The organism is Amaricoccus macauensis, from assembly GCF_014201905.1.
Classification (GTDB): Bacteria; Pseudomonadota; Alphaproteobacteria; order Rhodobacterales; family Rhodobacteraceae; genus Amaricoccus; species Amaricoccus macauensis.
The window spans coordinates 231,098-256,932 of the sequence record NZ_JACHFM010000004.1 but is presented as its reverse complement, the minus strand read 5'-3'; the positions used below and the strand labels follow the sequence as shown (position 1 = coordinate 256,932).

Annotated in this window: 26 protein-coding genes and 1 tRNA gene; 9 read left to right on the top strand and 18 right to left on the bottom strand. The window is 68.4% G+C overall.

What is annotated here, in order from left to right; genetic code table 11:
• The first annotated feature begins 27 nt into the window (after window positions 1–27).
• The 5 genes from mraY to murD all read left to right on the top strand — a co-directional run bounded on the left by mraY (window position 28) and on the right by murD (window position 5,311).
• Window positions 28–1,113 carry a phospho-N-acetylmuramoyl-pentapeptide-transferase gene (gene mraY, locus HNP73_RS18590; RefSeq protein ID WP_184153453.1) on the top strand — a complete coding sequence of 362 codons (1,086 nt, stop codon included), beginning with the start codon at window positions 28–30 and terminating at the stop codon, window positions 1,111–1,113.
• 73 nt (window positions 1,114–1,186) lie between these two features.
• On the top strand, window positions 1,187–2,032 hold the full coding sequence (locus HNP73_RS18585) for an ATP-binding cassette domain-containing protein (protein WP_184153450.1): 846 nt from the start codon (window positions 1,187–1,189) through the stop codon (window positions 2,030–2,032).
• Window positions 2,029–2,826, top strand: a complete 798-nt coding sequence (locus tag HNP73_RS18580; protein WP_184153447.1) for an ABC transporter permease subunit — start codon at window positions 2,029–2,031, stop codon at window positions 2,824–2,826. Before HNP73_RS18585 ends, HNP73_RS18580 begins: the two co-directional genes overlap by 4 nt.
• A 26-nt stretch (window positions 2,827–2,852) precedes the next feature.
• Window positions 2,853–3,875, top strand: coding sequence for an ABC transporter substrate-binding protein (locus tag HNP73_RS18575; RefSeq protein WP_184153444.1), 1,023 nt, complete (start codon window positions 2,853–2,855; stop codon window positions 3,873–3,875).
• 29 nt (window positions 3,876–3,904) lie between these two features.
• Window positions 3,905–5,311, top strand: coding sequence for a UDP-N-acetylmuramoyl-L-alanine--D-glutamate ligase (gene murD, locus HNP73_RS18570; RefSeq protein ID WP_184153441.1), 1,407 nt, complete (start codon window positions 3,905–3,907; stop codon window positions 5,309–5,311).
• 5 nt (window positions 5,312–5,316) lie between these two features.
• Here the strand turns inward: murD and HNP73_RS18565 are convergent, their stop codons facing one another.
• The 3 genes from HNP73_RS18565 to HNP73_RS18555 form a co-directional block, all read right to left on the bottom strand.
• The gene (locus tag HNP73_RS18565) at window positions 5,317–6,108 is read right to left on the bottom strand and encodes an inositol monophosphatase family protein (RefSeq protein WP_184153438.1); all 792 of its coding nucleotides are present in this window, start codon (window positions 6,106–6,108) and stop codon (window positions 5,317–5,319) included.
• Window positions 6,105–6,788, bottom strand: a complete 684-nt coding sequence (locus tag HNP73_RS18560) for an ABC transporter ATP-binding protein (RefSeq protein ID WP_184153435.1) — start codon at window positions 6,786–6,788, stop codon at window positions 6,105–6,107. The genes HNP73_RS18565 and HNP73_RS18560 overlap by 4 nt, the downstream gene beginning before the upstream one ends.
• 101 nt (window positions 6,789–6,889) lie before the next feature.
• On the bottom strand, window positions 6,890–8,185 hold the full coding sequence (locus HNP73_RS18555) for a lipoprotein-releasing ABC transporter permease subunit (protein WP_184153432.1): 1,296 nt from the start codon (window positions 8,183–8,185) through the stop codon (window positions 6,890–6,892).
• A 260-nt stretch (window positions 8,186–8,445) separates the two neighbouring features.
• Here HNP73_RS18555 and HNP73_RS18550 point away from each other — a divergent pair, with 260 nt between their 5' ends.
• Window positions 8,446–9,339 (top strand): M23 family metallopeptidase, encoded by an 894-nt coding sequence (locus tag HNP73_RS18550; RefSeq protein ID WP_184153429.1) that lies wholly within the window; start codon window positions 8,446–8,448, stop codon window positions 9,337–9,339.
• Between the two features lies 1 nt (window position 9,340).
• On the opposite strand, the gene proS is transcribed toward HNP73_RS18550, so the two are convergent.
• From proS to HNP73_RS18525, 5 genes are all read right to left on the bottom strand, one after another.
• On the bottom strand, window positions 9,341–10,678 hold the full coding sequence (gene proS / locus HNP73_RS18545) for a proline--tRNA ligase (RefSeq protein ID WP_184153427.1): 1,338 nt from the start codon (window positions 10,676–10,678) through the stop codon (window positions 9,341–9,343).
• A 95-nt stretch (window positions 10,679–10,773) separates the two neighbouring features.
• Window positions 10,774–11,733: an aldo/keto reductase gene (locus HNP73_RS18540; RefSeq protein WP_184153424.1), complete on the bottom strand. Its 960-nt coding sequence runs from the start codon at window positions 11,731–11,733 to the stop codon at window positions 10,774–10,776.
• Between the two features lie 85 nt (window positions 11,734–11,818).
• Window positions 11,819–12,709, bottom strand: a complete 891-nt coding sequence (locus HNP73_RS18535) for a hypothetical protein (protein WP_184153421.1) — start codon at window positions 12,707–12,709, stop codon at window positions 11,819–11,821.
• Between the two features lie 788 nt (window positions 12,710–13,497).
• On the bottom strand, window positions 13,498–13,623 hold the full coding sequence (gene ykgO / locus HNP73_RS18530; protein WP_184153418.1) for a type B 50S ribosomal protein L36: 126 nt from the start codon (window positions 13,621–13,623) through the stop codon (window positions 13,498–13,500).
• 93 nt (window positions 13,624–13,716) lie between these two features.
• Window positions 13,717–13,791, bottom strand: a tRNA-Val gene (locus HNP73_RS18525).
• 116 nt (window positions 13,792–13,907) lie between these two features.
• Between HNP73_RS18525 and HNP73_RS18520 the strand changes: the two genes are divergently transcribed.
• The gene (locus tag HNP73_RS18520) at window positions 13,908–14,768 is read left to right on the top strand and encodes an N-formylglutamate amidohydrolase (RefSeq protein ID WP_425486647.1); all 861 of its coding nucleotides are present in this window, start codon (window positions 13,908–13,910) and stop codon (window positions 14,766–14,768) included.
• Window positions 14,769–15,039: 271 nt separating this feature from the next.
• Here the strand turns inward: HNP73_RS18520 and HNP73_RS18515 are convergent, their stop codons facing one another.
• Window positions 15,040–16,293, bottom strand: a complete 1,254-nt coding sequence (locus tag HNP73_RS18515; RefSeq protein WP_184153412.1) for a DNA polymerase IV — start codon at window positions 16,291–16,293, stop codon at window positions 15,040–15,042.
• 238 nt (window positions 16,294–16,531) lie between these two features.
• Here HNP73_RS18515 and HNP73_RS18510 point away from each other — a divergent pair, with 238 nt between their 5' ends.
• Together HNP73_RS18510 and HNP73_RS18505 are read left to right on the top strand one after the other, a co-directional pair.
• A complete protein-coding gene (locus HNP73_RS18510) occupies window positions 16,532–16,765 on the top strand; it encodes an SH3 domain-containing protein (protein ID WP_184153409.1) in 234 nt (77 codons plus the stop codon).
• A gap of 160 nt (window positions 16,766–16,925) precedes the next feature.
• The gene (locus HNP73_RS18505; RefSeq protein ID WP_184153406.1) at window positions 16,926–18,632 is read left to right on the top strand and encodes a bifunctional sulfate adenylyltransferase/adenylylsulfate kinase; all 1,707 of its coding nucleotides are present in this window, start codon (window positions 16,926–16,928) and stop codon (window positions 18,630–18,632) included.
• Between the two features lie 120 nt (window positions 18,633–18,752).
• On the opposite strand, the gene pqqE is transcribed toward HNP73_RS18505, so the two are convergent.
• From pqqE to rfbC, 9 genes are all read right to left on the bottom strand, one after another.
• On the bottom strand, window positions 18,753–19,871 hold the full coding sequence (gene pqqE, locus HNP73_RS18500; RefSeq protein WP_184153403.1) for a pyrroloquinoline quinone biosynthesis protein PqqE: 1,119 nt from the start codon (window positions 19,869–19,871) through the stop codon (window positions 18,753–18,755).
• Window positions 19,868–20,215 carry a pyrroloquinoline quinone biosynthesis peptide chaperone PqqD gene (gene pqqD / locus HNP73_RS18495; RefSeq protein ID WP_184153400.1) on the bottom strand — a complete coding sequence of 116 codons (348 nt, stop codon included), beginning with the start codon at window positions 20,213–20,215 and terminating at the stop codon, window positions 19,868–19,870. Before pqqD ends, pqqE begins: the two co-directional genes overlap by 4 nt.
• Window positions 20,212–20,973 carry a pyrroloquinoline-quinone synthase PqqC gene (gene pqqC / locus HNP73_RS18490; protein WP_184153397.1) on the bottom strand — a complete coding sequence of 254 codons (762 nt, stop codon included), beginning with the start codon at window positions 20,971–20,973 and terminating at the stop codon, window positions 20,212–20,214. Before pqqC ends, pqqD begins: the two co-directional genes overlap by 4 nt.
• Window positions 20,970–21,866, bottom strand: a complete 897-nt coding sequence (gene pqqB, locus HNP73_RS18485) for a pyrroloquinoline quinone biosynthesis protein PqqB (RefSeq protein WP_184153394.1) — start codon at window positions 21,864–21,866, stop codon at window positions 20,970–20,972. Before pqqB ends, pqqC begins: the two co-directional genes overlap by 4 nt.
• Window positions 21,867–21,895: 29 nt before the next feature.
• Window positions 21,896–21,988 (bottom strand): pyrroloquinoline quinone precursor peptide PqqA, encoded by a 93-nt coding sequence (gene pqqA / locus HNP73_RS18480; protein ID WP_184153391.1) that lies wholly within the window; start codon window positions 21,986–21,988, stop codon window positions 21,896–21,898.
• A 150-nt stretch (window positions 21,989–22,138) separates the two neighbouring features.
• Window positions 22,139–23,017, bottom strand: coding sequence for a glucose-1-phosphate thymidylyltransferase RfbA (rfbA, locus tag HNP73_RS18475; protein WP_184153388.1), 879 nt, complete (start codon window positions 23,015–23,017; stop codon window positions 22,139–22,141).
• Window positions 23,014–23,889: a dTDP-4-dehydrorhamnose reductase gene (rfbD, locus tag HNP73_RS18470; protein WP_184153385.1), complete on the bottom strand. Its 876-nt coding sequence runs from the start codon at window positions 23,887–23,889 to the stop codon at window positions 23,014–23,016. The genes rfbA and rfbD overlap by 4 nt, the downstream gene beginning before the upstream one ends.
• Window positions 23,889–24,944 carry a dTDP-glucose 4,6-dehydratase gene (rfbB, locus tag HNP73_RS18465; RefSeq protein WP_184153383.1) on the bottom strand — a complete coding sequence of 352 codons (1,056 nt, stop codon included), beginning with the start codon at window positions 24,942–24,944 and terminating at the stop codon, window positions 23,889–23,891. The genes rfbD and rfbB overlap by 1 nt, the downstream gene beginning before the upstream one ends.
• Window positions 24,945–24,977: 33 nt before the next feature.
• On the bottom strand, window positions 24,978–25,544 hold the full coding sequence (gene rfbC / locus HNP73_RS18460) for a dTDP-4-dehydrorhamnose 3,5-epimerase (RefSeq protein ID WP_184153380.1): 567 nt from the start codon (window positions 25,542–25,544) through the stop codon (window positions 24,978–24,980).
• Window positions 25,545–25,835: the final 291 nt, after the last annotated feature.

The window sequence follows — 25,835 nt, the reverse complement described above, 5'->3', positions numbered from 1 at the left end:
GAAACCCGTGGGGACGAAACCGGACGCATGCTCTATTACCTTGCCGAGTTGTCGCAGAACCTGAGCGCGCTCAACCTCTTTCGCTACATCACATTTCGCGCGGGCGGTGCCTTTTTCACCGCGCTGATCTTCGGCTTCCTGTTCGGGCGGCCGCTCATCGAGATGTTGCGGGTGCGACAGGGGCGCGGCCAGCCGATCCGGGCCGACGGGCCGGCCAGCCATCTGGTGACCAAGGCCGGCACGCCGACCATGGGCGGCCTGCTGATCCTCTCGGCAATCGTCGTCTCGACGCTGCTCTGGGCGCGCTGGTCGAACGGCTTCGTCTGGATGGTGCTGTTCGTCACCCTCGGCTTCGGGCTGATCGGCTTTGCCGACGACTATGCCAAGGTGCGAAAGCAGACGGTCGCGGGTGTTTCGGGCCGGGTGCGGCTGCTCGTAGGCTTCCTGATCGCGCTCGTTGCCGGCGCCTGGGCGATGTACCTGCATCCGACCGACCTGACGGGTCAGGTTGCCTTCCCGGTCTTCAAGACCGCGCTCCTCAACCTCGGCTGGATGTTCCTGCCGTTTGCATTGCTGGTGATCGTCGGCTCGGCGAACGCGGTCAACCTGACCGACGGGCTCGACGGGCTCGCGATCATGCCGGTGATGATCGCCGCCACCTCGCTCGGGATCATCGCCTATGCGGTGGGCCGCGAGGACTTCTCGGCCTATCTCGGCGTCCACTATGTCCCGGGCACCGGCGAGCTCCTGATCTTCGTGGCCGCGCTCATCGGCGGCGGGCTCGGGTTTCTCTGGTACAATGCCCCGCCGGCGGCAGTCTTCATGGGCGACACCGGGTCGCTCGCCCTCGGCGGCGCGCTCGGGGCGATCGCGGTGGCGACGAAGCATGAGATCGTGCTCGCGATCATCGGCGGCCTCTTCGTGGTCGAGGCGCTCTCGGTCATCATCCAGGTCGTCTACTACAAGCGGACGAAGAAGCGCGTCTTCCTGATGGCGCCGATCCATCACCACTTCGAGAAGAAGGGCTGGGCCGAGCCGCAGATCGTCATCCGCTTCTGGATCATCAGCCTGATCCTCGCGATGATCGGCCTCGCCACGCTGAAGCTGCGCTAACCCCCTTTTACCGCTCAGGACTTGCATCAGGCGGCGCACTTCTCTTAGGTCGAGACCCGACCGGGGAGGAAAGGTGCCTCAGGACAAGCCATCGACAGTCGCGGGTGAGTATCCCGCAGCGGAGCGTTCCGCAGTCGAGCTCGACGCCGTGAAAGTCGCCTACGGTGACCGCGACACGAGCTACGTCGCGGTGGCCCGTGCCGATCTCACCGTTCGGCGAGGAGAATTCGTCGCCGTTGTCGGCCCCACGGGATGTGGCAAGTCCACCCTTCTCAACATCGCCGCCGGGCTCATCCGGCCCTCCGCCGGGGTCTGTCGCATCGACGGCGTGCCGCTCGACGGGCTGAACGGCGCGGCCGGCTACCTGTTTCAGGCCGACGCGCTCATGCCTTGGAAGCGCGCCATCGACAATGTGGCGATCGGCCTCGAGATCCGCGGCGTGTCACGTTCCGAGGCGCGGGAGCGGGCGACGGGCTGGCTGGCCCGCGTCGGGCTGCGCGCCTTCACGGACCGCTATCCGCACCAGCTCTCCGGCGGGCAGCGCAAGCGCGTGGCGCTGGCGCAGACGCTGATCCTTGAGCCGAAGCTTCTGCTGATGGACGAGCCTTTCGGCCCGCTCGACGCGCAGACCCGGCAGCTCATGGGTGAACTGCTGCTCGGGCTCTGGTCGGAAGACCGCAAGGCGGTGATCTTCATCACCCATGATCTCGAAGAGGCGATCTCGCTCTCGGATCGGGTGGTCATCATGTCGGCCGGCCCCGGGGCAACGATCATCGGCGACTATCCGGTCGAGCTTGAGCGTCCGCGTGATCCGGCCGAGGTCCGCCACACCGCCGCCTTCGCCCGGCTGCACCGCGAGATCTGGGACCATCTGAAGTCCGAGGTGGTGAAAGCCTACGCTCAGGAGGACTCCCGGTGAACCGGCGCACCATCCTCCTCCTGCAGATCCTCGTTGGTCTCGGGTTCTTCGTGATCTGGCATTTCGGCACCACGGTGCCGATGCCGAACGGCAAGCCGCTCATCAACCCGTTCTTCTTCTCGACGCCACTCGACGTGCTCGCCCGCACCTGGAAGGACTTCGCGTCCGGGGTGATCTGGCGCCACCTCTATGTCACCGCGCTCGAGATGGTGCTGGCGTTCATCATCGGCTCGGTCCTCGGCATCGTCGTCGGCTTCTGGTTCGCGCGCCGGGCGCTGACGGCGGCGGTGTTCGATCCCTACGTCAAGGCCGCGAACGCGCTGCCGCGCGTCGTGCTCGCGCCGATCTTCGCGCTGTGGTTCGGCCTCGGTATCTGGTCGAAGGTGGCGCTCGGCGTGACGCTGGTGTTCTTCGTGGTGTTCTTCAACGTCTATCAGGGCGTCAAGGAAGTCTCGCCGACCGTGCTGGCGAACGCCCGGATGCTCGGCATGAACAACCGCCAGCTCCTGCGCCATGTCTATATGCCGTCGGCGATGTCGTGGGTGTTCTCGAGCCTGCACACGTCCGTCGGCTTTGCGCTGGTGGGCGCGGTGGTGGGTGAGTATCTCGGCTCATCCGCCGGCCTCGGCTACCGCATCGCGCAGGCGGAAGGGGTGTTCGACGTCACCGGCGTCTTCTCGGGGATGCTGGTCCTGACCGCTTTCGTCATTCTCGTCGATCTCATGGTGTCGGCGGTCGAGCGGCGCCTGCTGGTCTGGCGCCCGTCGGCGCCGACGAGCACGGCACAAGGCTGAGACGAACACGAAAGGGAGGAAGAACAATGCTCAACGCACGCAAGCTCTTGGCGGCGCTCGGAGCCGCGGCGGTCCTGATGGTCTCGGGCGCCGCCTCGGCGCAGGACCTCGAGAAGACCCACGTGGAGCTCGGGGTGGGGGGCAAGCCGCTTCTCTACTACCTGCCGCTGACCATCGCCGAGCAGAAGGGCTTCTTCAAGGAAGAGGGGCTCGACGTGAACATCAACGACTTCGCCGGCGGGTCGAAGAGCCTGCAGGCGCTGGTCGGCGGGTCGGTCGACGTGGTGACAGGCGCCTACGAGCACACGATCCGGATGCAGGTGAAGGGCCAGCCGATCAAGGCCGTGCTCGAACTCGGCCGCTATCCCGGCATCGTTCTCGCGGTGCGCGAGGAGCTGAAGGACAAGGTCAAGACCGTCGCCGACCTCAAGGGCATGAAGATCGGCGTGACGGCGCCGGGCTCCTCCACCAACAATTTCGCGACCTACCTGCTGCACAAGGCCGGTCTGACGGATGAGGATGTCGCCTACATCGGCGTCGGCGGTGGCGCGACCGCGGTCGCGGCGATGCTGCGCGGCGAGGTCGATGCCACCTCGAACCTCGATCCGACGATCTCGACGCTGGTCGGCGGCGGCAACGCGTTCGTGCTCGCCGACAGCCGGACCGAGGCGGGGATGAAGGAGATCTTCGGCGCGGAGACCCTGCCGGCGGCGGTACTCTACACCCGGGACGACTTCATCAAGGAGAACCCGAAGACGACGCAGGCGCTGGTGAACGCCCTCTACAAGGCGCTCCGCTGGCTCGAGACGGCGACGCCCGAGGACGTGGTGGCCACGGTGCCGGAAGAGTACTATCAGGGTGATCCCGCGATCTATGCCGAGGCGGTGAAGAACTCGCTGCCGACCTATTCGCGCACGGGTCTTGTCACCGAGGATGGCGAGAAGGCGGCAATGGAGCTTCTTTCCTTCGACCCCGAGATCGCCAGCGCCAAGGTCGACCTCGCGGCGACTTTCGACCCGACGTTCATCGAGGCGGCGGGAAAGAACTGAACAGGCAGACTGGCCGGAAGGAGGGCGGCATGATCCCGGTTCGAGGATATTCCGGCCACAAGGTCGCCGTGCTCGGGCTCGGGCGCTCGGGCCGGCCGACCGTCGCGGCACTGCTCGCGGGCGGTGCCGAGGTCGTTGCGTGGGATGACGGAGCCGCAGCGCGGGCGGCGGCGGAGGCCGACGGCATCCCGCTCGACGACCTGACGAAGGCGAAGGCCTGGGACGGGGCCAAGGCGCTCATCGTCAGCCCCGGGATCCCGCATCTCTATCCGGCGCCGCATCCGGCGATCCGCGCGGCGTGGGATGCGGGCGTTGCCGTGGACAATGACATCGGACTGTTCTTCCGGTCGTTCGCCACGCCGGCGTGGCAGGAATTCGACCGGATGCCGAGCGTGGTCTGCGTCACCGGGTCGAACGGCAAGTCGACGACGACGGCGCTGGCTGCGCACCTGCTCGCGGCAACCGGCCGCCCGGTGCAGGTCGGCGGCAACATCGGACGCGGCGCGCTGGACCTCGATCCGGCCGAGGACGGCATGGTCGTGATCCTCGAGCTTTCGTCCTATCAGATCGAACTTGCGCGGGCGCTCCAGCCCGACATCGCGGTCTTTCTCAACCTCTCGCCCGACCATCTCGACCGCCACGGCGGGATTGGCGGCTACTTCGCCGCCAAGCGCCGGCTCTTTGCCGAGGGCGGACCGTCGCGCTCGATCATTGGCGTCGACGAGGACGAGGGTCGATTCCTTGCGAACGCCATGCGCGAGGAGGCAGGGACCGGGGATCCGGTCATCGAGATCTCGTCCGGGCGCAAGCTCGACCGGCTTGGCTGGTCGGTGTTCGCACGGAAGGGCTTCCTTGCCGAGTGGCGCCACGGCCGGCAGCAGGCGTCGATCGACCTGCGGGCGATGGCGACCCTGCCCGGCGCCCACAACCACCAGAATGCCTGTGCCGCTTACGCGGTGGCGCGCGTCCTCGGGATCGGCCCCCGGCAGATCGAGGCGTCGCTCGCCACCTATCCCGGCCTGCCGCATCGCAGCCAGATCGTCGGCGAGTGGGGCGGTGTGCGGGTGGTGAACGACTCGAAGGCGACGAACGCCGATGCCGCGTCACGCTCGCTCGGCAGCTTCGAGCGGGTCCGCTGGATCGCCGGCGGCCGGCCGAAGGAGGGCGGCATCGAAGCGCTGCGCGAGCTTTTCCCACGTGTGGCGAAGGCCTACCTGATCGGCGAGGCGGCCGGGGGGTTTGCCGCGACGCTCGGCGAGGTGCCGTACAGCGTGGCCGGGACGCTGGATGCCGCGGTCACGGCGGCGCTCACCGAAGCGGAGCCCGGCGATACCGTGCTCCTGGCCCCCGCGTGTTCCAGCTTCGATCAGTTCGCAAGCTTCGAGGAGCGCGGCGAGCGCTTCGAGGCGCTCGTCCGGGAGCGGCTGGCTGGCTGAGCCCGTCAGCCCTGCTGCATGAGCCGCAGCGCCGCCGCGTGGAGTTCCGGCGTGGCGGCGGCGATCACCGTGCCGCCCCGGAGCGGCGTCTCGCCGTCGATGTCGGTCACGACGCCGCCCGCCGCGGTGATGATCGGTGCGACCGGCAGGATGTCGTAGGGCTGGAGCGAGCTTTCGATGACGAGATCGACGAAGCCCATGGCGAGCAGGCAATAGGCGTAACAGTCGCCGCCGTAGCGCGTCAGACGCACCGACTGCGACACCCGGGCAAAGCCCGCGCGCGTGGCGTCGGTGGTGAAGATCTCCGGGTGGGTGCAGTAGAGGATGGCGGACGCGAGGTCGGTGCGGCCGGAGGTGGCGAGCACCGTCTCGGCGCCGCCCCGGCGGCAGACCGCGCGCCCGGCGCCGCCGATGAAGGTCTCGCCGGTGAACGGCTGGGCGACGATGCCGCCGACCGGCTGGCCGTCATGGCGCAGCCCGAGCAGCACGCCCCATGCCGGCATCCCGGAGATGAAGGCGCGGGTGCCGTCGATCGGATCGACGATCCACGACCACGGGCTGTCGCCGGGGGTAAGGCCTGCCTCCTCGCCCTCCACCGGGCTGTCGGGCCAGAGCGCCAGCAGCCGCTCGCGGATCAGCGCCTCGACCTCGCGGTCGGCGATCGTCACCGGGTCGAAACCGGTGCCGAGCTTGTTTTCCACGTCGAGCGGCTGGCGGAAGTAGCCGAGCGCATGTGCGCCGGCCGCCTCGATCACCGGGAGAGCGGCGGTCAGGCGGGTTGTGATCTCGCTGTTCATGCAGCCTCCGAAATGCGGCCCTGGTCGAGGCGGAGCGTCCGGTCCATGCGGGCGGCAAGCTCGGGGTTGTGGGTGGCGATCAGCGCGGCGAGCCCGGTCTGGCGCACGAGGTCGAGCAGCATCTCGAAGACCCGCGACGAGGTCTCGGGGTCGAGGTTGCCGGTCGGCTCGTCGGCGAGCAGCAGCTTCGGGCGGTTGGCGAGGGCGCGCGCGAAGGCGACGCGCTGCTGTTCGCCGCCGGAAAGCTCCGCCGGCCGATGGCTGAGACGGTGGCCGAGGCCGACCGCTTCGAGGAGCTCGCGGGCCCTCGCGGCGGCATCGGCGCGGCTGAAGCCAGCGGCGCGCTGTGGCAGGGCCACGTTCTCCACGGCGGAGAACTCAGGCAGCAGGTGGTGGAACTGGTACACGAAGCCCACGGCGTCGCGGCGGAGGCGCGTGCGGGCGGCGTCGGATGCCTGCTCCACCGGTTGCCCAAGCAGGCGCACCATGCCCGAGGACGGGCTGTCGAGCAGGCCCGCCACATGCAGCAGCGTCGACTTGCCAGCACCGGAAGGGGCGACGAGGGCGACGACCTCGCCCGCGGCGAGCGTCAGGCTCGCGCCGTCGAGGACGGTCACCGCCGCCGGTGTGCCGGGATTGTAGGTCTTGGCGACGTTTTCGAGATGGAGGACTTCAGACATGCGGGCCTCCGCGCAGCAACTCCTGGCCCGGCGGAAACAGCGCGTCCGCTTCGCGGAGAGATGCGCATTTGGCGGAGCCCTGCGCGGGGCGATGCGCGCCTTCACTCATAGCGCAGCGCCTCGACCGGGTTCATCCGCGCGGCGTTGCGGGCCGGCAGGATGGTGATGACGAAGGAGAGAAGCAGCGCCATGCCGGCGACCGCGCTCACGTCCTGCCAGCGCAGGCGCGAGGGGATCTCGGTGAGATACCGGATCTCGGGGTTCCAGAGCGAGGCGCCGAGGACGCTCTCGATCAGCATCTGGATGTCCTTGATGTAATAGGCAAACAGGCACCCGAGCACGACGCCGAGCACGGTCCCGACCACGCCGATGAGTGAGCCGCAGATGAAGAAGACCCGCATGATCGACCCCTGCGTCAGGCCCATGGTCCGAAGGATGCCGATGTCGCGGCCCTTGTTCTTCACCAGCATGACGAGGCCCGAGATGATGTTCATCGCGGCGATGAGCACCACGAGCGACAGGATGATGAACATCACCCGCCGCTCGGTATCGAGGGCCGAGAGAAACGCGCCCGATGCGTCCTTCCATGTCCAGAGCACGGCGCGGGGGCCGGCGGCGGCCGCGAGTGCGGGGAGCATGTCCTCGACCCGGTTCGGATCCGTCACCATCACCTCGACCTCGTCGGCGCCCGCCTCGCGGTCGAAGAACGACTGGGCCTCGGTGAAGGGCATGTAGACGCGGGTCTTGTCGATGTCGTAGCGCCCGACGCCGAAGATGTAGACGACCGGATAGTCGCTGACCCGCGGCTGGGTGCCGAAGGGCGTGTCCATGCCCTCGGGCGAGATCAGCGTCAGGGTGCCGCCGATGCCGATGCCGAGATCGCGCGAGACGCCGGCGCCGATGGCGATTCCCTGCTCGAAGTCGGCGAGACTGCCGCCCGAGGTCTCCGGGCGGGCGACGAGCGGGATGCTCGCCAGATCGTCCGGCCGGATGCCGATCACCTCGACGCCCGAGGCGCGGCCGTTGGCCGAAACCATGACCTGCCCGCGGATCTGCGGTGCCGCGTGGGTCACGCCCGGGACGGCGGCGAGGCGCTTGGCGAGATCGTCGTAGTCGGGGATCAGCCGGTCCTGCACGCCGTTCGCGTCGATCTCGGGCGAGTAGTAGACCGTGACGTGCGCATTGGCGCCGAGGATGCGCTCGGTGAATTCCTCGCGGAAGCCGTACATCACCGCCTGCACGACGATGAGGGTGGCGACGCCGAGCATCACGCCGATGAGCGCATACCAGGCGATGACCGAGATCCCGCCGTCCTTGCGCCGCGCGCGCAAGTACCGCCAGGCGATCAGCCATTCGAAGGCGGAGAAGGGCGGGGGGGATGATGCGGCAGCGGTCATGGCGGGCGGACCCTGTGGCCCCGGCCGTCGAAGGTCAACCCGCGACCGCGTGAGCTCGCGTTCGCGCCATCGCCTTATCGGCGGCCGGACGCCCCGCGCCCTTCCACAATCGGCTGGACGATCGGGCAATGCGCACTACGCCCGGAGGGACAGCGTTTCGCCGCCGGCGGTCTGCCCACGTCATCTCCCGGCCCCGGATGCGACACTCGATGACACCGGTGCGCGCGCCCGCTTGCGTCCCGCTGGAAAAGAGGCTGCCGATGATCGCTCTCTTCGCATTGCTGCCAGTTGTCCTCGCGCTCGCCTGGATCTGGCGGCTTGCGCGGCTCGACGAGCCCTCGCGCGGGCGCTGGTTGCTCCGGGCGGCGGACATCTGCGCCCTCCTTGCCCTGCTCGTCCTTGTCACCCGCTGGGATATCGTGGGTCTCCACACCCGAACCCTGATCCTCGCCGCCACCGTCGTGACGGCCGGCTGGTCCTTCTGGCGCCATCGCCGACGGTCCGCGAGATCAGCAGTGCCATGGCGGCGCAGTGACCTCGTCGCGACGCTCACTTCGGTCGCGCTCATGGTGGGGCTCGCAGGGTTCGCCGCGACCGGGATGCTTCCGCCTCGGAGCGCAATCCCGCTCGCTTGCCCGCTCGCCGGGGACGGCGGCTTCATGGTGGTGCAGGGCGGTGGCAATCAACTGGTCAACCATCACGCGGGCCACCCGGAGCAGGCGCGGGCCGTGGACATCGTTGCGGTCGGGCCGCTTGGGTTCCGGGCCGCCGGGCTGCTGCCGCGGGATGTTTCCCGCTATCGGATCTGGGGCGCACCGGTCTTGAGCCCATGCGCCGGGGATGTCGTCGAGGCGGTGGACGGTCTCCCGGACCTCGAGCCGCCGAAGCGCGATCCGGCCGCCGCGGCCGGCAATCACGTGGTCCTCGCCTGCGGTGCAGTCACGGTAGAACTCGCCCATCTGGAGCGCGGCTCGGTGGCAGTGGCGGCGGGCGGCTCCGTCGCGCCGGGCGATCGGCTCGGCCGGGTGGGCAACTCCGGCAACACGACCGAGCCGCACCTGCACCTCCACGCGGCCGACGCCGCCACGGGGCGCGCGGTGGCGGTGAGGTTCGGAGGGGTCGATCCCGTGCGCGGCCGGCGCCTCGACTGCTGACTCAGCGGTTGGCGTAGATCTCGCGGAGACGGGCGACCGCCGCCTCGGGCGAAAGCTCCTCGCTCTCGCCAGTGCGCCGCGAGGTGAGCTCGACCTTGCCGGCGGCGAGGCCGCGCGGGCCGACGGTGACACGCCACGGCAGGCCGATCAGGTCCATCGTCGCGAACTTCGCCCCCGCCCGCTCGTCGCGGTCATCATAGAGCGGATCGACGCCGGCCTTGGTCAGATCGGCATAAAGGCTCTCGCAGGCGGCGTCGGTGGCGGCGTCCCCCTGCCGGAGGTTCACGATGCCGGCGCCGAACGGCGTGACGCCCTCGGGCCAGATGATGCCCTTGTCGTCATGGCTCGCCTCGATGATTGCGCCGACGAGGCGCGAGACGCCGATGCCGTGGCTGCCCATCTGGACGGGCACGCGCTCTCCGGCCTCGTTCACCACCACCGCCTTCATCGGCTCGGAGTACTTGGTGCCGAAGAAGAAGATCTGGCCGACCTCGATGCCACGGCCTTCGATGCGGCGATCCTCGGGGATCTTCGCGAATTCGTCGGCGTCGTGGCGCTCGTCGGTGCGGGCGTAAGGCGTGGTCCACGTCTCGACGATCTCGGAAACGGCGCCCCGGTCAGTGAAGTCGATGTCGCGATCGCCGAGCGTCAGGTCGGTGATGGCGCGGTCGTAGAAGACGCCGCTCTCGCCGGTGGGCGCAAGGACGAGGAACTCGTGGGAGTGGTCGCCGCCGATCGGGCCGGTGTCGGCCTTCATCGGGATCGCCTTCAGGCCCATCCGCTCATAGGTGCGGATGTAGGTGACCATGTGCCGGTTGTAGGCGTGGATGGCGTCCTCGACGGTCAGGTCGAAGTTGTAGCCGTCCTTCATCAGGAATTCGCGGCCGCGCATGACGCCGAACCGGGGGCGGACCTCGTCACGGAACTTCCACTGGATGTGGTAGAGCGTGAGGGGCAGATCCTTGTAGGAGCCGACCGACGAGCGGAAGATGTCGGTGATGAGCTCCTCGTTGGTCGGACCGTAAAGCATGTCACGCTGGTGGCGGTCCTTGATGCGGAGCATCTCGGCGCCGTAGTCGTCGTAACGGCCGCTCTCGCGCCAGAGATCGGCGGATTGCAGCGTCGGCATGAGCAGCGGGATATGGCCCGCGCGCTGCTGCTCCTCGTGGACGATCTGCTCGAGGCGGGAGAGCACCTTGAAGCCGAGCGGCAGCCACGAATAGATGCCGGCCTGCGCCTGGCGGATCATGCCGGCGCGCAGCATCAGGCGGTGGCTCGTGATCTGCGCCTCCGCCGGGTTTTCGCGCAGGATGGGCAGGAAATAGCGGGTGAGGCGCATGTGTCCGGGCTCCGAGGGCAGAGGTCGAGGCGATTTAGGCCAAGCGGCGCCGACCTGCAACCGATGAGCTGCGGTGGCCGCCCGTCCGGCGCGGGTCAGCCGAGCTTGTAGTCGCGGGTCGCCTCGGGATCGTGCGTGTCGAAGGGCAGTGCCGCGAGCTCGGTCCAGAGCGCATCCGGGATCGGCCATGCCGCCCAGGCGAGCGTCTCCTGAACGCGCTCGGGACGGGTGACGCCGCAGACCGTCGACGCGATACGAGGATCCCGCATGGAGAACTGCAACGCGGCGGCGCCGGGCGGCACATCGTAGCGGGCGCAGGCCTCCTCGACGCGGACGACCGGGGCACGCATCTCGTCGGTCGGCTCCTGATAGACGTAGCGGGCCTTTGACGCGCCCTTCGCCAGCATTCCGCCGGCATAGGGGGCGGCATTCAGGACCGCGATGCCGCGCTCGGCGGCGAGTTCGAGCATCGGCTCGGCGTTGCGGTTCACCAGCGTCATGCGGTTGTGGGTGACGAGACAGTCGAAATCCCACTCGGTCAGCAGCGGCATCATTACGTCGACGCGCCCCGCGGCGAGACCGACAACGCGGGCGAGGCCCTCGTCCCGCATTGCGATCAGCGTGTCGAGCGCGCCGCCTTTCCGCGTCACCTCGTCGAGGTCGGTGGCGTATTCGGGGTCATGCAGGTGCAGCATGTCCACCCGGTCGAGGCCAAGGGCGGTGAGGCTCTCCTCGAGCGAGCGGCGGGCCATGTCGCCATCGAAGCGGCCGGTCTCGGGGTCGCGGTCGAGCTTGGTGGAGATCAGCCGGCCCTCGGGCCAGCCGCCGAGCTCGGCCACCGCCTTGCCGATGCGCTCCTCGCTGCGGCCCATGCCATAGAGGCGGGAGGTGTCGAGCATTCCGTCGGGCAGGGCGAGGACCGCCTGAATCGTGGCAATCGCCCGTGCCTCGTCGACGTCGTAGCCGTAGGTGTCGGGCATTCCGCCGAGGCCGGAGGTGCCATACGAGATCTTCGGCAGCGTGACGCCGCGCGCCCGGGTACGAAGCTCGGTCATTGGGTCGTGACTCTCTCTTTTCCGGGCGTCCGCCTCAGCGGCACAGGCGAGGCGGCGCGGCCGGACAACCGGCCGCGCCCGTGGTTCAGGGATTTCCGCTCATCCGGTCGAGGAGGATGCGCTGGACCTCGCGGACCTGTTCGTTTGGCGCCAGCAGCGCGTAGGGATCGGGCTCGCTGACGTTGGCGGTCGGAGCGGGAGCCGTCGTCGAGGCAGCATTGCCCGACGTCGAGCCGCCGCGCCCGGGTTCGCCCGCAAGCCAGATCTCGATGCGTCCGGTCACCGTCGGGGTCGGGTAGTCGGTGAAATCGCGCGTCTCGGGAGCACCACCGAGCGCGTCGGCGATCAGCGCGCTGGCGCCCTCCGCGCCCTCCCGGTCGGCGTCATGATAGAAGCGCACGTTCGAGTGGCCGATGGCGAGGCCGACCGGCATGATCTCGACATCCGCGACGCCGGCGGCGCGAAGCTGGGCCTGGATCGACGTCGCGGCGCCCTGCGCCGAGCGGGGGTAGTGGATCGAGATCCGCTCCGGCAACGGCCCCGCGACGATGCCCGGGGTCAGTTCGTCGCTGGACGCGAACTCTGGCGGTACCATGGTTTCCGGCTCGGCCAGGGTCGGGCTCGCGGCGTCGATGATCTCGTCGATCGCCGGACCAGGCGGCGCCATTGGTGGTGGCGCCGGCTCGGACACTGGCACCGCCAGACTGGCCGGGGCCGAAGGCTCGGTTGCCGGCGCGGCGGTCCGCGGCGTGGCGGCAGCCGGTCCGTGCGCCACGGGCGGCTCCGCGACGGCCGCGGGCGCGCTGGCAACGCCGGGGGCGACCGGCTCGGGAGCGATCGCCGGTTCCGGGGTATCGGTGCCGACGCTCGCCGTCGCGATCTGCTCCGGATCGCTGTCCGCCGGGCTCACCACCATGGCGACGATGGTGGCGCCGATGCCGAGACCGGCGACAAAGAGGAGCGCGGCGGGCGTCATCCGGCGCCGCGACCTTGGCGTTGCGGTTCGCAGAGCCGCCAGAAGCGGGGACTCAGCCTCGCCCTCGGCGCCGAACGGAGGATGCTCGCTCGCGGGGTGGTGGGCCTTCCTCGCCGGGCCCCCGGCGGGAGCGAGGAGCACCGGACGCAGACGCGTCGTCGGACCGGCCGGCTCGGGAATGGAATCGGGAGCCTGAAAGCCCGCGGCTCCCGCCGGCTCGGCCGCCTTGTTACGACTGATGTCGTCCAGCCAGCCGGGACGCTTCGGCCCGAGGGAGACGGCCCTGGCCGCCGGCGCGGGGGGCGGCCGTGGTATCGTCCGCTCACTTTGCGAATCATTCTGGCACGCTGGTGGCTTGGCAGGTAGCTCTGCCTCGCGCTGCGCGAGCACCTTGGCCCGTCGGAGACGCGCATCCTTCAGTCGCGCTTCAAGAGCGACCGGATCCATCAGATCCGCCATTGTCGGTCCCGCCGCTGGAGCGAAACCTCCGACCTGCCCATCCTCAGCCATTTTCTTCCCCCGCCGTCCGCTGGCGCGGCGACCGTTTTCAGCGGCCCTCAGAGCCTCCGAATGGGTCGGAGACCACGGGGACCACGTACGACCTTATCCCACGCGGATTTTTCAGGCCATCGGCCGGCAGGGAAACAGGCGCCATATGGTGAGAATTCGGCAATATTCCGCCGATGATGACGCCATGACGACAGATTCCTCCGCCGAGCGTCACCGAAAAAAGACAGAGGCCGCGCAAACAGCGCGGCCTGCGTCAGAAGTACTTGCTTTACGCTGGATCAGCCCTGGCGGGCCTTGAACCGACGCTGGGTCTTGTTGATTACGTAGACCCGCCCCTTGCGGCGCACGACGCGGCAATCGCGATGACGCAGCTTCAGGGAGCGAAGCGAATTGACAACCTTCATGGCCTCTCTCCTCTGCGGCGCGCGAGCGCCTCTCGTTTCGTTCTGGTCCGCGGGGGGGACCGGTCAGTTCGCCCCCTTGCGGAGGGCGGAAAATGGTGGGCGTAACTGGGATTGAACCAGTGACCCCTTCGATGTCAACGAAGTGCTCTCCCGCTGAGCTATACGCCCGAGAACCGGCCGCTGAGGGCAGCCGTTTCGTCGGCAGTCCTATAGACGGGGCCGCGCGCCTGTTCAAGGCATTTCGCCGGCAGATTTGACCGGCTATGGTTCCGCGAAAGGGATGCCTGATGGACGACGCCTTCAAGCTCGCGATGCCGGCTGACCGGCGATCATGCGCAGTGTTCAGTTCGCCTCACAGCGGGCGTGAGTATCCTGTCCAACTGATCCGCCGTTCGAGGTTGTCGCTCCCGCAGCTGCGCTCGTCGGAGGATGCTTTCGTCGACGAACTCTTTGCGGCCGCGCCGGACGCGGGGGCGCCGCTGCTCGCGGCGCGGGCGCCGCGCGCATGGGTCGATCTCAACCGCGGCCCGGAGGACCTCGACCCGGCCCTCATCGCCGGGGCGGGGCGTGTGGGGCAGAATCCGAGGATCGCCGCCGGGCTCGGGGTGATTCCCCGAGTGGTCGGCGAGGGACGGGCGATCATTGACGGCAAGCTCAGCCTTGCCGAGGCGGAGTCGCGCATCCTGACGGTGTGGCGACCCTATCACGCCCGACTCACGGAACTGATCGAGGAGAGCCGGGCGGCCTTCGGAATGGCGGTGCTCTTCGATTGCCATTCCATGCCGCGCGATGCGCTGAACGCCACGCCGTCGGCGTGGGGCCGGCGGCCCAACGTGATTCTCGGCGACCGATTCGGCGCGGCCTGCGACCGCTGGCTGATCGATCTGGCGGCGGATGTGTTCGGTGAGGCCGGATTCCTCGTGGCGAGGAACACGCCGTTCGCCGGCGGCTACATCACCCAGACCTATGGTCGACCGCGCCGCGGCGTGCAGGCATTGCAGATCGAGATCGACCGCTCGCTCTACATGGACGAAGCGCGAGTTGAGCGCGGTAGCGCATTCGCTGCGGTCGCCGCTCGACTCACCGAGGTGACGCGCAGGCTGGCCGCGATTGCGCCCCGCGCGCTGCCGATGGCCGCGGAATAGTCTCGCCACGACGCCTTGCTCGCTCTGAAAGCTGCCGCAAGCCATTGCGGCTCGGACAAAAAAAGAGGCCGTGCGCGAGGCACGGCCCAAGTTTAGGGAGGAAACGCCCGTAGGGCGTGTATGATGCAACGCATCACGGGCATCAGTTTATGCCGCGGCGCAGCATAGTCAACTCCCTCCGCGCAAATTTTCGGAATCCTGCGCTAATTTTCGCTTCACTGCCTAAAAATATAGCGATCGCGCGTGCCAAAGGTGCGGTCGGTCCTCACGCTCACTCAAGCGAGCGGCCGAGGATGATCGACTTTTCACCAAAACGGGCTCGAATGCTGTCCGTGGCACGTTCAGCTTTCAGTCGTCGCTCGGAATCCGCGCTGAGCAGATCGCCGGACTCGAGCCCGGCAACCGAAAGCGAGGCGAGGCCGACGCCAATGAGCCGAAACGGGCCGGCGCTCATGTCGCGCTGCAGCATCGGCAGGGCCGTGCGGTAGAGGCGATCGGCCATCACCGTCGGCTCATCCAGTGTCTGCCGGCGGGTCAGGGTCGAATGGTCGGCCCGCTTCAGCTTCAGCGTCACGACCCGGCCGGCGAGATCGAGGCGCTTCGCCCGCGCCGAGACCTTCTCGGCGAGCTGCCAGAGATACCGTGCGAGAGCGGCGCCGTCTGCGATGTCGAGGTCGAACGTCATCTCGTGCGAGATCGACTTCAACGGGCGGTCCGGGGTGACGCTGCGGGTGTCCTCGCCGCGCGCCAGATGCCACAGGCGATCCCCGAGGCTGCCGAAACCGCGCACCAACGTGGCGCGGTCGCGCGCGCGGAGGTCGGCGATGCTGCGGATCCCGGCGCGCTCCAGGCTCGCGAGCCCCGCCTGTCCGACCCCCCAGATGATCGACACCGGCTGAGTCGCGAGGAATGCATCGGTCTCGGCGCGGCCGATGACGGCAAAGCCGCGGGGCTTGTCGCGCTCCGAGGCGATCTTGGCGAGGAACTTGTTGTGGCTGAGGCCAACCGACGCGGTCACTCCGAGTTCCGCCTCGATTCGTTTCTGCAACCGGGCCAGCAGCAGCGAGGGCGGGGCGCGGTGCAGACGTTCGGTGCCCGTCAGGTCGAGGAATGCCTCGTCGAGCGACAGCGGCTCGATAAGCGGCGTGAGCTCGAGCATCATCGCGCGCATCGCGCGCGACACCTCGGCATAAAGGGCCATCCGCGGCGGCACCACGACGGCATCGGGGCAGAGCTTCAGCGCCCGGAACATCGGCATCGCCGAACGGACGCCGCGGATTCGCGCGATGTAACAGGCGGTGGAGACAACGCCCCGGCGGCCGCCACCCACGATGAGCGGCCGGTCGCGAAGGCTCGGGTCCTCGCGCTTCTCGACGGCGGCATAGAAGGCGTCGCAATCGAGATGGGCAATGGAAAGCGTGGCAAGCTCCGGGTGAGTCGCAAGGCGTGGCGATCGGCAGGCCGGACACCTTGGCGCCTCCGTGCCGAGCGGGGTGAGGCAATCGCGGCAGAAGGAGAATGCCATCGGAATTGGGCGGTGACTTTCGGAGGCTGGCATCCTTGCATCAGGTCACGCCAAATCTCAATTGTGGCCCAAGGCTCCGCTTGACCTGTGGGAAACCATAGGCGATTTTCAGCCGATGTGTTGTTTGTGCCGGACGAGGGCTGTGATGCGTCACATCTTGCTTGCAATCGCCGCCGTTTCTGCTCTCGCCTCCGCGGGAGTCGCTGCCAATGCGGGTACTGACTCCTCCGGAGATGAGGTGTTCGTCGAGATTACCGGCGCCGCCGGGGCTCTCGTGCTGCGCGACGGACCGACCAAGGGTGCGAGCATCGTCGCCCGCCTGGACGACCGAACTCTGCTCCACACGATCGGTTGCCAGATGGCTGCCGGCCGCAAGTGGTGCGAGGTCGAATTGCCGGAGGACGGCAGCGTCAAGGGGTGGGTCGGGATGACCAACCTCCGGGTCGTTCCGGCTCCGACTCCGACGAACTGATCCACTTCCGCGGCTTCTGACGGGGGCAAGGCCCGCTCTGGTGTGGCCTCGACACACCCGTGTGGCGCAATGCCGCACGAGCCCTCGCAGCGCTTTGACACTCTCTGCGGGTCACTGATACCACCCACTCGAGTCGAATCAGTAAGTGGGGTACCCAGAAATGACCGCAACGAACCTCGTGCCTATTCCGGAGCTCTACGTATCGGCGGACAGCGCCGTGAAGCTCAAGCTCGAGGCGGCGGACCTCGTGTCCTGGGACCTGACACAGCGCCAGATCTGCGACATCGAACTTCTGATGAACGGCGGATTCAACCCGCTCAAGGGGTTCCTTGGCAAGGCTGACTACGACGGCGTCGTCAAGGAGATGCGCCTCGCCGACGGTGCCCTCTGGCCGATGCCGATCAATCTCGACGTTTCCGAGGCGTTTGCCGCCAAGGTGGAAGTCGGGCAGGATATCGCGCTCCGCGATCAGGAAGGCGTGATCCTCGCGATCATGTCGGTCACCGACAAGTGGGTCGCCGACAAGGCGTTCGAGGCCGAAGGCGTCTTCGGCGCCGACGACATCGCACATCCGGCGGTCAACTACCTGCGCCACAAGGCGGGGCCGGTCTATCTCGGTGGGCCGATCACCGGCATCCAGCAGCCGACGCACTATGACTTCCGCGCGCTTCGCAACACGCCGAACGAACTTCGGACCCTGTTCCGCAAGCTCGGCTGGCGGCGGATCGTGGCGTTCCAGACCCGGAACCCGCTGCACCGCGCGCACCAGGAGCTGACCTTCCGCGCCGCGCGTGAGGCCCAGGCCAACCTGCTCATCCATCCGTCGGTCGGCATGACGAAGCCCGGCGACATCGACCACTTCACCCGCGTGCGCTGCTATGAGGCGGTGCTCGACCAGTATCCGGCGTCCACCACGGCGCTGTCGCTGCTTGGTCTCGCCATGCGCATGGGTGGCCCGCGCGAGGCGGTGTGGCACGGCATCATCCGCCGCAACCACGGCTGCACGCACATGATCGTTGGCCGCGACCACGCCGGCCCGGGCAAGAACAGCCAGGGCAAGGACTTCTACGACCCCTACGGCGCCCAGAAGCTGTTCGGCGACAACGAGGCCGAGATCGGCGTCGAGATGGTCGATTTCAAGCAGATGGTCTACGTCCAGGAGAAGGCCCAGTACGAGCCGCGCGACGAGGTCGAAGAGGGGCAGACCATCCTCGACATCTCCGGCACCGAGCTGCGCCGCCGTCTGCAGGAAGGCCTCGAGATCCCCGACTGGTTCTCGTTCCCGCAGGTGGTCGAGGAGCTCCGCAAGTCGAAGCCGGCCCGCGCGAAGCAGGGCTTCACCGTGTTCTTCACCGGCCTCTCCGGCTCGGGCAAGTCGACCGTCGCCAACGCGCTGATGGTCAAGCTCATGGAGATGGGCGGTCGCCCGGTGACGCTGCTCGACGGCGACGTGGTGCGCAAGCACCTGTCCTCCGAGCTCGGCTTCTCCAAGGAGCACCGCGACATCAACATCCGTCGCATCGGCTACGTGGCGTCCGAGATCACCAAGAACGGTGGCATCGCGATCTGCGCCCCGATCGCGCCCTATACCGCGACCCGTGCCGCCGTGCGCGAGATGGTCGAGGCTTACGGTGCGTTCCTCGAGGTCCACGTCGCGACCTCGATCGAGGAGTGCGAGCGCCGCGACCGCAAGGGTCTCTACAAGCTGGCCCGCGAAGGCAAGATCAAGGAATTCACCGGCATCTCCGACCCCTACGAGGAGCCGACGAACCCCGAGATCCGGCTTGAGACCGAGGGCAACGAGATCGATTACTCGGCCCAGCAGGTCATCCTGAAGCTCGAGAACATGGGCCTGATCAAGGCCTGAGCTGAGCGGGGGTCGCGTCTCGCGGCCCCGACCTGCCGATACCGAACGAGATCGAGTCGAGGGCGGCATTGATCCCGGCGAAAGCCCGGGGGGCGATGCCGCCCTCCGCGTTTCCGGTGATCAGCGTGGTGCGACGCGCCAGACGAATTCCGGCGCCGGGGCGTCCGCCTCGGCGTCGATCGCGGCCACGAGGTCGGCGTGGCGGTCCGAGCGGGAGCAGACCGGATCGGTAGCCGCGGCATCTCCGGCCAGCGCCAGCGCCTGACAGCGGCAGCCGCCGAAATCCACGAGCTTCCGCTCGCACGAACTGCACGGCTCCTGCATCCAGTCGGTGCCCCGGTAGGCGCGGAACGCCGGGCTGTCAGTCCAGATTTCCGCGAGCGGATGGTCGGCGACCGACCAGAACTCGAGGCCGGGGATGGTCTGTGCCGCGTGGCAGGGCAGGACCAGCCCCTCGGGCGTGACGTTGAGGCCGGTAGAGCCCCAGCCGCCCATGCATGCCTTCGGAAAGCGCGCGTGGTGATCGGCGGGCACGTAGTCGATCACCATCCGACCCTTGAGCTTCTCGCGCGCCTCCAGGACGAGGCGCGACGCCTCGCGGGCCTGTTCGCGGGTCGGCATCAGGGCCGCGCGATTCGTGGCGGCCCAGCCGTGGAACTGCACCGTCGCCACCTCGATCCGGCGGGCGCCGAGGTCGAGCGCGAGGTCGAGGGTCTCGGGCAGGTCCTTGAAGTTGTGGCGGTGCATGACCGCGTTCAGGGTCAGTGGCAGGCCGAGGTCCGCGACCCAGCCCGCAACTTCCATCTTGCGGGTAAAGCTGCCGCGATAGTGGCCTATGCGGTCAGCCATCGCCGGCCCGACGCCCTGCAACGACAGCTGCACATGGTCGACACCGGCCGCATCGAGCGCCTCGAGCCGCTTGCGGGTGAGACCGATCCCCGAGGTGATGAGGTTGACGTAGAGCCCGGCGTCGCGGGCGGCGGCCACCAGGTCCTCCAGATCGCGCCGCGAGGCCGGCTCGCCGCCCGAGAGGTGAAGCTGGAGAACGCCGAGATCGGCCGCCTGCCGGAACACGTCGGCCCAGCCATCGGTGTCGAGTTCCGCCTCGCGCGCCGTCAGCTCCACCGGGTTCGAGCAGTACGGGCAGGAGAGTGGACAACGGTGGGTGAGCTCTGCGAGGAGTGCCAGCGGCGCGCGCGGAGATGCGGCGCTGGACGGTGAGGCGGCGTGTGCGTTCATCGGGCGAGGTCCACCATGCGGCGGGCAATGAGCCCGTCAAGAAACCGGCTGGCGTCCGCGGCGATCTGTTCGCGCGGCGCATTGTAGGCGGCGGCGAGATCATCGACGATGGCCCCGAAGGTCCGCGCACCGTCCACCCGTTCGAGCACCGCGAGGCCGACCGCATCGAGCTTCAGCACGCGTTCCGGCGCCAGCAGCACCCATGTCTGCCGCACCCGGTCGTGGTGCAGGCGCACGCCGCGCGGCAGCGCCGGCACCGACGCGTCTGGCAGGGGCGGGGGCGTGCTCGCGGCATGTGCGGGAAGCCTGGTCCCCTCGGCCGATCTGGCGGGGGCGGCGCTCATTCCGCGGCGACCGGCAGGAGCCCGGTTCCCGGCCGCCAGGCGCCCGGCGGAATGCGCGCCGGCGTCACGTAGGCGTGTTCGAGCGCGTCGAGCTGGGACCAGAGCACGTCGGTCTTGAAGGTGAGCGCCGCCGCCGCCGCATCCTGCTTCTCCAGCGTGTCCGCGTGATCGAGCACGTAGCCGAGGCCGAAGGCCACATCCTTCGGTGCCTCGTCGAGCCGCTTGCGGAAGTAGGAAAGGCTCTGGTCGTTGGCGAAGGCGTAGTGCTTCAGCAGCCCCTCGATGCGGTCGGCATGGATCTTCGGCGCGAAAAGCTCGGTGAGCGAGGCGGCGACCGCTTCCAGCAGCGGCGTTTCGCGGACGAAGCGCACGTAGGCGTCCACGGCGAATCGCGTGCCGGCAAGCACCCCGTCACAGGAAGCGACGTAGGCGGGATCGAGCCCGACCGCCTCGGCGAGCCGCAGCCAGCGGACGATGCCGCCCTCGCGGCGCTCGCCGTCGGAGGGGTGACCGTCGTGGTCGAGAAGCCGGCTCACCCACGCGCGCCGGAGATCCGGGTCTTCGACGCGGCTCATGAAGGCCGCGTCCTTCATGGGGATCCGCGACTGGTAGTAGTAGCGGTTGATCACCCAGGCGCGCACCTCGTCCGGGCTGCAACCACCGGAGTGCAGTCGCAGGTGGAACGGATGTTTGTCGTGGTAACGCTCGGCGCCGATGGCGCGCAGGCGGGCCTCAAAGGTTTCGCGGGAAGGTGTCACGCGCGGATCTCCATGCCATCCCCGGCGACGGTCCAGCCGGCCGCCGTGACCACCGCGCGCTCGGGCGTGCGCGGGTCAAGGACGGGGTTCGAGTTGTTGAGGTGGACGTAGACCTTGCGGCCGACGTCAAGCTCGGCGAAGGCCGCGAGCGAGCCGTCCGGGCCCCCGATCGGCATATGGCCCATGCGCCGCCCGGTCTTGGCACCGAGGCCGGCGGTGATCATCTCGTCGTCGCGGTAGAGTGTCCCGTCGAAGAGGACCAGCGCCGCGCCCTGCAGCCGGGCCGCGAGGGCGGGGGTCATGCGGGCGCAACCGGGGATGTAGAAGCCACGGGCGTCGGTGCTGGCGAACTCGACGCCGACGGTGAACTCGCCCTCCTGATCGGTGACGACCTCGCCCGCCTCAAGATAGAGCGGCACCTTGCCCGGCACCGGGAAAAGCGTCGCGCGGAGGCCCGGGGCCAGCTCGACCGTTTCGCCGATCGCCACCGCCTCCCGCGCGACGAGCGTGGGGTCGAGTGCCTGGAACAGCGGATTCGCGGCGAGCACCGCGTGAACCTCCGAAGTCGCGAGCAGCCGGAACGGCTGTTTCTCGCGGAGCGTGAGCAGGCCGGCGACGTGGTCGATGTCACCGTTGGTGACGAGAACCGAGACGATCGGCGTCTGCCGGAGCCCGGTGGCATGCAGCGCGGGCGTGGCCGCGAGCTGCTGGCGCAGGTCCGGCGAGGCGTTGATGATCGCCCAGTGTTCGCCGTCGCCGCTGACGGCGATCGACGACTGGCTGAGCGAGGGCAGGTCACCCTCGCGGGCGGCGACGCAGTTCCGGCAACCGCAGTTCCACTGCGGGAGACCGCCCCCCGCCGCCGCCCCCAGAACGAGAATGCGGAGCGACATGGCGCGCCGCTCCCTCGTGTCTCAGCGCCTCAGAACAGCACGCCTTCGTCGTCAGCCGGAGCGTACATGTTGATCTCCATGCCGCAGCTGATCTCTTCGATCCTGGGAGCAGTCCAAGCCATTGTATCCTCCGTTTGTTTCCCCCGTTGGTCCGGGGATTCGCAGAGCCTACGCCGTCTGTTCCGGAGTGGGAACCGTAGGAAAGTCGTAGGCTGGCGCTCGTACCCTGTCAGGCGCGCGCGGGACGCCAGCGAGAGGAGGCTGGATTTCCGTCAGCCGCCGTCGGCGATTCGCACCAGATACTGGCCGTACTCGGTCTTGAGGTACAACTGGGAGAGCGTGCGCAGCGCGGCCTCGTCGATCCAGCCCTCGGAGAACGCGATCTCTTCCGGGCAGCCGATTTTCACGTTCTGCCGCTCCTCGATCATCCGCACGAAGTTGCCGGCGTCGAGCAGGCTGGCGTGAGTGCCGGTGTCGAGCCAGGCGAACCCGCGGCCCATTCGCTCAACATTGAGCAACCCGTCCGAAAGATAGGAGGTGAGGACCTCGGTGATCTCGAGCTCGCCTCGCTCGCTCGGCCGCACGGCCCGGGCGCGTGCGGGCGCGCTGCCGTCGAGAACATAGATGCCGGTGACGGCGAAGTTCGAGCGGGGCTTCGCCGGCTTCTCCTCGATCGAGAGGACGGTGCCCTCACGGTCGAAGGAGACGACGCCGTAGCGCTCCGGGTCACGCACCTGATACCCGAAGACCGTGCCGCCCTCGGGCCGGCTGCCCGCGCGCTTCAGAAGCTGCGGCAGGTCGTGGCCGTAGAAGATGTTGTCACCCAGTACCATGGTCGAGGCCGCGCCGCCGAGAAAGTCCTCGGCGAGGATGTAGGCCTGCGCCAGACCCTCGGGCCGGGCCTGGGTGATGTACTCGAAGCGCATCCCCCACTGGCTGCCGTCGCGGAGCAGACGGCGGAACTGGTCCTGATCCTCGGGCGTCGTGATGATCGCGATCTCCCGCAGGCCGGCCAGCATCAGCACCGACAGCGGGTAGTAGATCATCGGCTTGTCGTAGAGCGGCAGCAGCTGCTTCGACAGCGAATGGGTGATCGGATAGAGCCGGGTGCCAGAGCCACCGGCGAGAATGATGCCCTTGCGGTCGGTCATGCGGAGGCTTCTCCGAGTTCTTCGAGGACCTCGTCGAGGGCGAGGCGCCAATCGGGCTGAGCGATGCCGTAGGCCGCTTCGATCGCGCTGCAATCGAGGACGGAGTTTGCCGGCCGGACGGCCTTGGTCGGCCAGTCCGCCGTCGCGATCTCGGTCACCGCCGGCCGCGCGGGCCAGCTGGTGCGCTCGAAGATCGCGCTCGCGAAGCCTGCCCAGCTTGTGGCGGGTGCGCCGGCGTAGTGGAAGATGCCGGCGCGACCGCGTCCGCGGCCCCAGTCCCCGGCGATTGTCCAGAGCGCGCCCGCGATGTCGGCGGCCGCGGTGGGGCAGCCCTCCTGATCGCCGACCACGCGCATTTCCGGCCGATCCTTGCCGACCTTCAGCATGGTCTTCACGAAGTTCGCGCCGTGGGCGGAAAAGACCCACGCCGTGCGCAGGATCACGTGGTCCGGGCACGCGGCGATGATGGCCTGCTCCCCGGCGAGCTTCGAGTGGCCGTAGGCGCCGAGCGGGCCGGTCGGGTCGTCCTCGCGCCACGCCCGGCCGGAGGTGCCGTCAAAGACATAGTCGGTCGAGACATGCAGGAAGGGCACGCCCTTCGCGTCGCAGGCCGCGGCAATGGCGCCGGGGGTCTCGCCGTTGATCCTCGTTGCGAGGTCCGGCTCGTCCTCGGCGCGGTCGACGGCCGTGTAGGCGGCGGCGTTCACCACCACGTCGGCGCTGGCCGCGCGCACGGCGGCGGCACAGGCGGCCGGGTCCGCGAGATCGGCAGCGGCGCGGTCGAGAAAGGTGGCCTCGATCCCGAGCCCGGTCGCGGCGCGGCGAAGCTCGCGGGCGACCTGTCCGGTCGAGCCGAAGATCAGCGCCCGCATCAGGCGGTGGCCTGCTTCAGGCCGAGGCGTTCGAGCTTGTGGCCCCGCGCCTGGATCGCCTGCCACCAGTCGCGGTTCTCGAGATACCAGCGCACCGTCTGTCGCAGCCCCTCGTCGAGGGTGACGGAGGGCTCCCAGCCGAGCTCCTCGCGGATCTTGCTGGCGTCGATCGCATAGCGGAAGTCGTGGCCCGGCCGGTCCGTCACGAACTCGATCAGCCGCACGTGCGGCGCGCCCTCGGGGTGCATCTCGTCCATCAGGCCGCAGATGCGCTCGACGATGGAGAGGTTGGTTGCCTCGGCGTTGCCGCCGATGTTGTAGCTCTCGCCCACCTTGCCACGGCTCGCGACCGCGAGGAGCGCGGTCGCGTGATCCTCGACGTAGAGCCAGTCACGCACGTTGTCGCCCCGGCCATAGACCGGAATGGCCTTGCCCGCGAGGGCGTTCAGGATGACGACCGGGATGAGCTTCTCGGGGAAGTGGAACGGCCCGTAGTTGTTCGAGCAGTTCGAGAGCACGACCGGCAGGCCATAGGTCTCGTGCCACGCGCGCACCAGATGGTCGCTCGCGGCCTTGGAGGCGGAGTAGGGCGAGTTCGGCGCATAGGCCGTCGTCTCGGTGAAGAGACCGGTCTCGCCGAGCGTGCCGAAGACCTCATCCGTGGAGATGTGGTGAAAGCGGAAATCACGGCCCGGCTTGTCCCGGCTGCCGCCCCAATACGCGCGGGCGGCTTCGAGAAGCGTGTAGGTGCCGGTGATGTTGGTGTCGATGAACGCCGCCGGCCCGTCGATCGAGCGGTCCACATGGCTCTCGGCCGCAAGGTGCATGACCGCGTCGGGCGTGTGGCGGGCGAAGATGCCGTCGAGCGCCGCGCGATCACGGATATCTGCCTGCTCGAAGGAATAGCGGTTCGACGCGGCGATGCTGTCGAGGTTCGCCGGATTGGCCGCGTAGGTGAGCGCGTCGAGCACGATCACCTCGTGACCGTCGCTGATCGCCTGCCGCGCCACGGCGGAGCCGATGAACCCCGCCCCCCCTGTCACCAGAAGTCTCATGTCAACCAAACTCCTGTCTCAGCGGCCGCGCTCTCAGGCGGCCACGTACTCGAACGGCGAAACCCAGTCCTGAAAAGCCGGTGCGGCGCGGTCCTTGTCGGACAGCGTCACGTCGGCGGCCGCGACCCCCCAGTCGATGTCGAGACCCGCCCCGTTCCAGAACACGCTGCCATCGCTCGCGGCGTCGTAGCCGTTATCGACCTTGTAGAGAACGAGCGTGTCCGGTTCCAGCGTCACGAAGCCATGCAGAAACCCGCGCGGCACCAGAAGCTGCGCGGCGTTCTCGGCCGAGAGCACCTCCGCCACCCACCTGCCGTAGGTGGGCGAGCCGCGGCGCACATCGACGGCCACGTCACGCACTGATCCGCGCGCGACCCGCACCAGCTTCGACTGAGCGAAGGGTGGTGACTGGTAGTGCAGGCCCCGGAGCGTTCCCGGCTTTGCCGAGAGGCTCTCGTTGTCCTGGACGAATTCCGTGGAAAGACCGGTCGCGGCCATGCGGGCCGCGTTCCAGGTCTCGCTGAAGTAACCGCGCGCGTCGCCGAAACGGCGCGGGGTCAATACCTTCACATCGGGAAGGTCGGTGGCCCGGATATCCATGATGCGCAGGCTTAGTCGATCCCCGCGCGGCCCGTCCAGAGCCTTTTGCAGTGCAACAGGGTGCGCCAATGGTGCCGGACCGTGGCCTCCGTGCACGTATCGGCGAGAAATTTCCGTGTAGTGGGACCCGGACTTTGCCGTGGGCGTTCAATTGCGTAAGGTCTCGTTAACCAAGAAACCGGTAATCGGAACGAGGTGGGCAGGCAGGTATGAGGGCTGGAACCGAGCATCGATTCCTCACGGGCGCCGCGCTTTGCGTTGCTGTGTTGGCTGGCGCACAACCTGCGGCAG

Bases quoted from the DNA above. Each gene is read 5' to 3' on its own strand.
- mraY (WP_184153453.1), top strand. From the start codon at position 28: ATGCTCTATTACCTTGCCGAGTTGTCGCAGAACCTGAGCGCGCTCAAC.
- HNP73_RS18575 (WP_184153444.1), top strand. From the start codon at position 2,853: ATGCTCAACGCACGCAAGCTCTTGGCGGCGCTCGGAGCCGCGGCGGTC.
- murD (WP_184153441.1), top strand. From the start codon at position 3,905: ATGATCCCGGTTCGAGGATATTCCGGCCACAAGGTCGCCGTGCTCGGG.
- HNP73_RS18565 (WP_184153438.1), bottom strand. From the start codon at position 6,108: ATGAACAGCGAGATCACAACCCGCCTGACCGCCGCTCTCCCGGTGATC.
- HNP73_RS18560 (WP_184153435.1), bottom strand. From the start codon at position 6,788: ATGTCTGAAGTCCTCCATCTCGAAAACGTCGCCAAGACCTACAATCCC.
- HNP73_RS18555 (WP_184153432.1), bottom strand. From the start codon at position 8,185: ATGACCGCTGCCGCATCATCCCCCCCGCCCTTCTCCGCCTTCGAATGG.
- HNP73_RS18550 (WP_184153429.1), top strand. From the start codon at position 8,446: ATGATCGCTCTCTTCGCATTGCTGCCAGTTGTCCTCGCGCTCGCCTGG.
- proS (WP_184153427.1), bottom strand. From the start codon at position 10,678: ATGCGCCTCACCCGCTATTTCCTGCCCATCCTGCGCGAAAACCCGGCG.
- HNP73_RS18540 (WP_184153424.1), bottom strand. From the start codon at position 11,733: ATGACCGAGCTTCGTACCCGGGCGCGCGGCGTCACGCTGCCGAAGATC.
- HNP73_RS18535 (WP_184153421.1), bottom strand. From the start codon at position 12,709: ATGACGCCCGCCGCGCTCCTCTTTGTCGCCGGTCTCGGCATCGGCGCC.
- ykgO (WP_184153418.1), bottom strand. From the start codon at position 13,623: ATGAAGGTTGTCAATTCGCTTCGCTCCCTGAAGCTGCGTCATCGCGAT.
- HNP73_RS18515 (WP_184153412.1), bottom strand. From the start codon at position 16,293: ATGGCATTCTCCTTCTGCCGCGATTGCCTCACCCCGCTCGGCACGGAG.
- HNP73_RS18505 (WP_184153406.1), top strand. From the start codon at position 16,926: ATGACCGCAACGAACCTCGTGCCTATTCCGGAGCTCTACGTATCGGCG.
- pqqE (WP_184153403.1), bottom strand. From the start codon at position 19,871: ATGAACGCACACGCCGCCTCACCGTCCAGCGCCGCATCTCCGCGCGCG.
- pqqD (WP_184153400.1), bottom strand. From the start codon at position 20,215: ATGAGCGCCGCCCCCGCCAGATCGGCCGAGGGGACCAGGCTTCCCGCA.
- pqqB (WP_184153394.1), bottom strand. From the start codon at position 21,866: ATGTCGCTCCGCATTCTCGTTCTGGGGGCGGCGGCGGGGGGCGGTCTC.
- pqqA (WP_184153391.1), bottom strand. From the start codon at position 21,988: ATGGCTTGGACTGCTCCCAGGATCGAAGAGATCAGCTGCGGCATGGAG.
- rfbA (WP_184153388.1), bottom strand. From the start codon at position 23,017: ATGACCGACCGCAAGGGCATCATTCTCGCCGGTGGCTCTGGCACCCGG.
- rfbD (WP_184153385.1), bottom strand. From the start codon at position 23,889: ATGCGGGCGCTGATCTTCGGCTCGACCGGACAGGTCGCCCGCGAGCTT.
- rfbB (WP_184153383.1), bottom strand. From the start codon at position 24,944: ATGAGACTTCTGGTGACAGGGGGGGCGGGGTTCATCGGCTCCGCCGTG.
- rfbC (WP_184153380.1), bottom strand. From the start codon at position 25,544: ATGGATATCCGGGCCACCGACCTTCCCGATGTGAAGGTATTGACCCCG.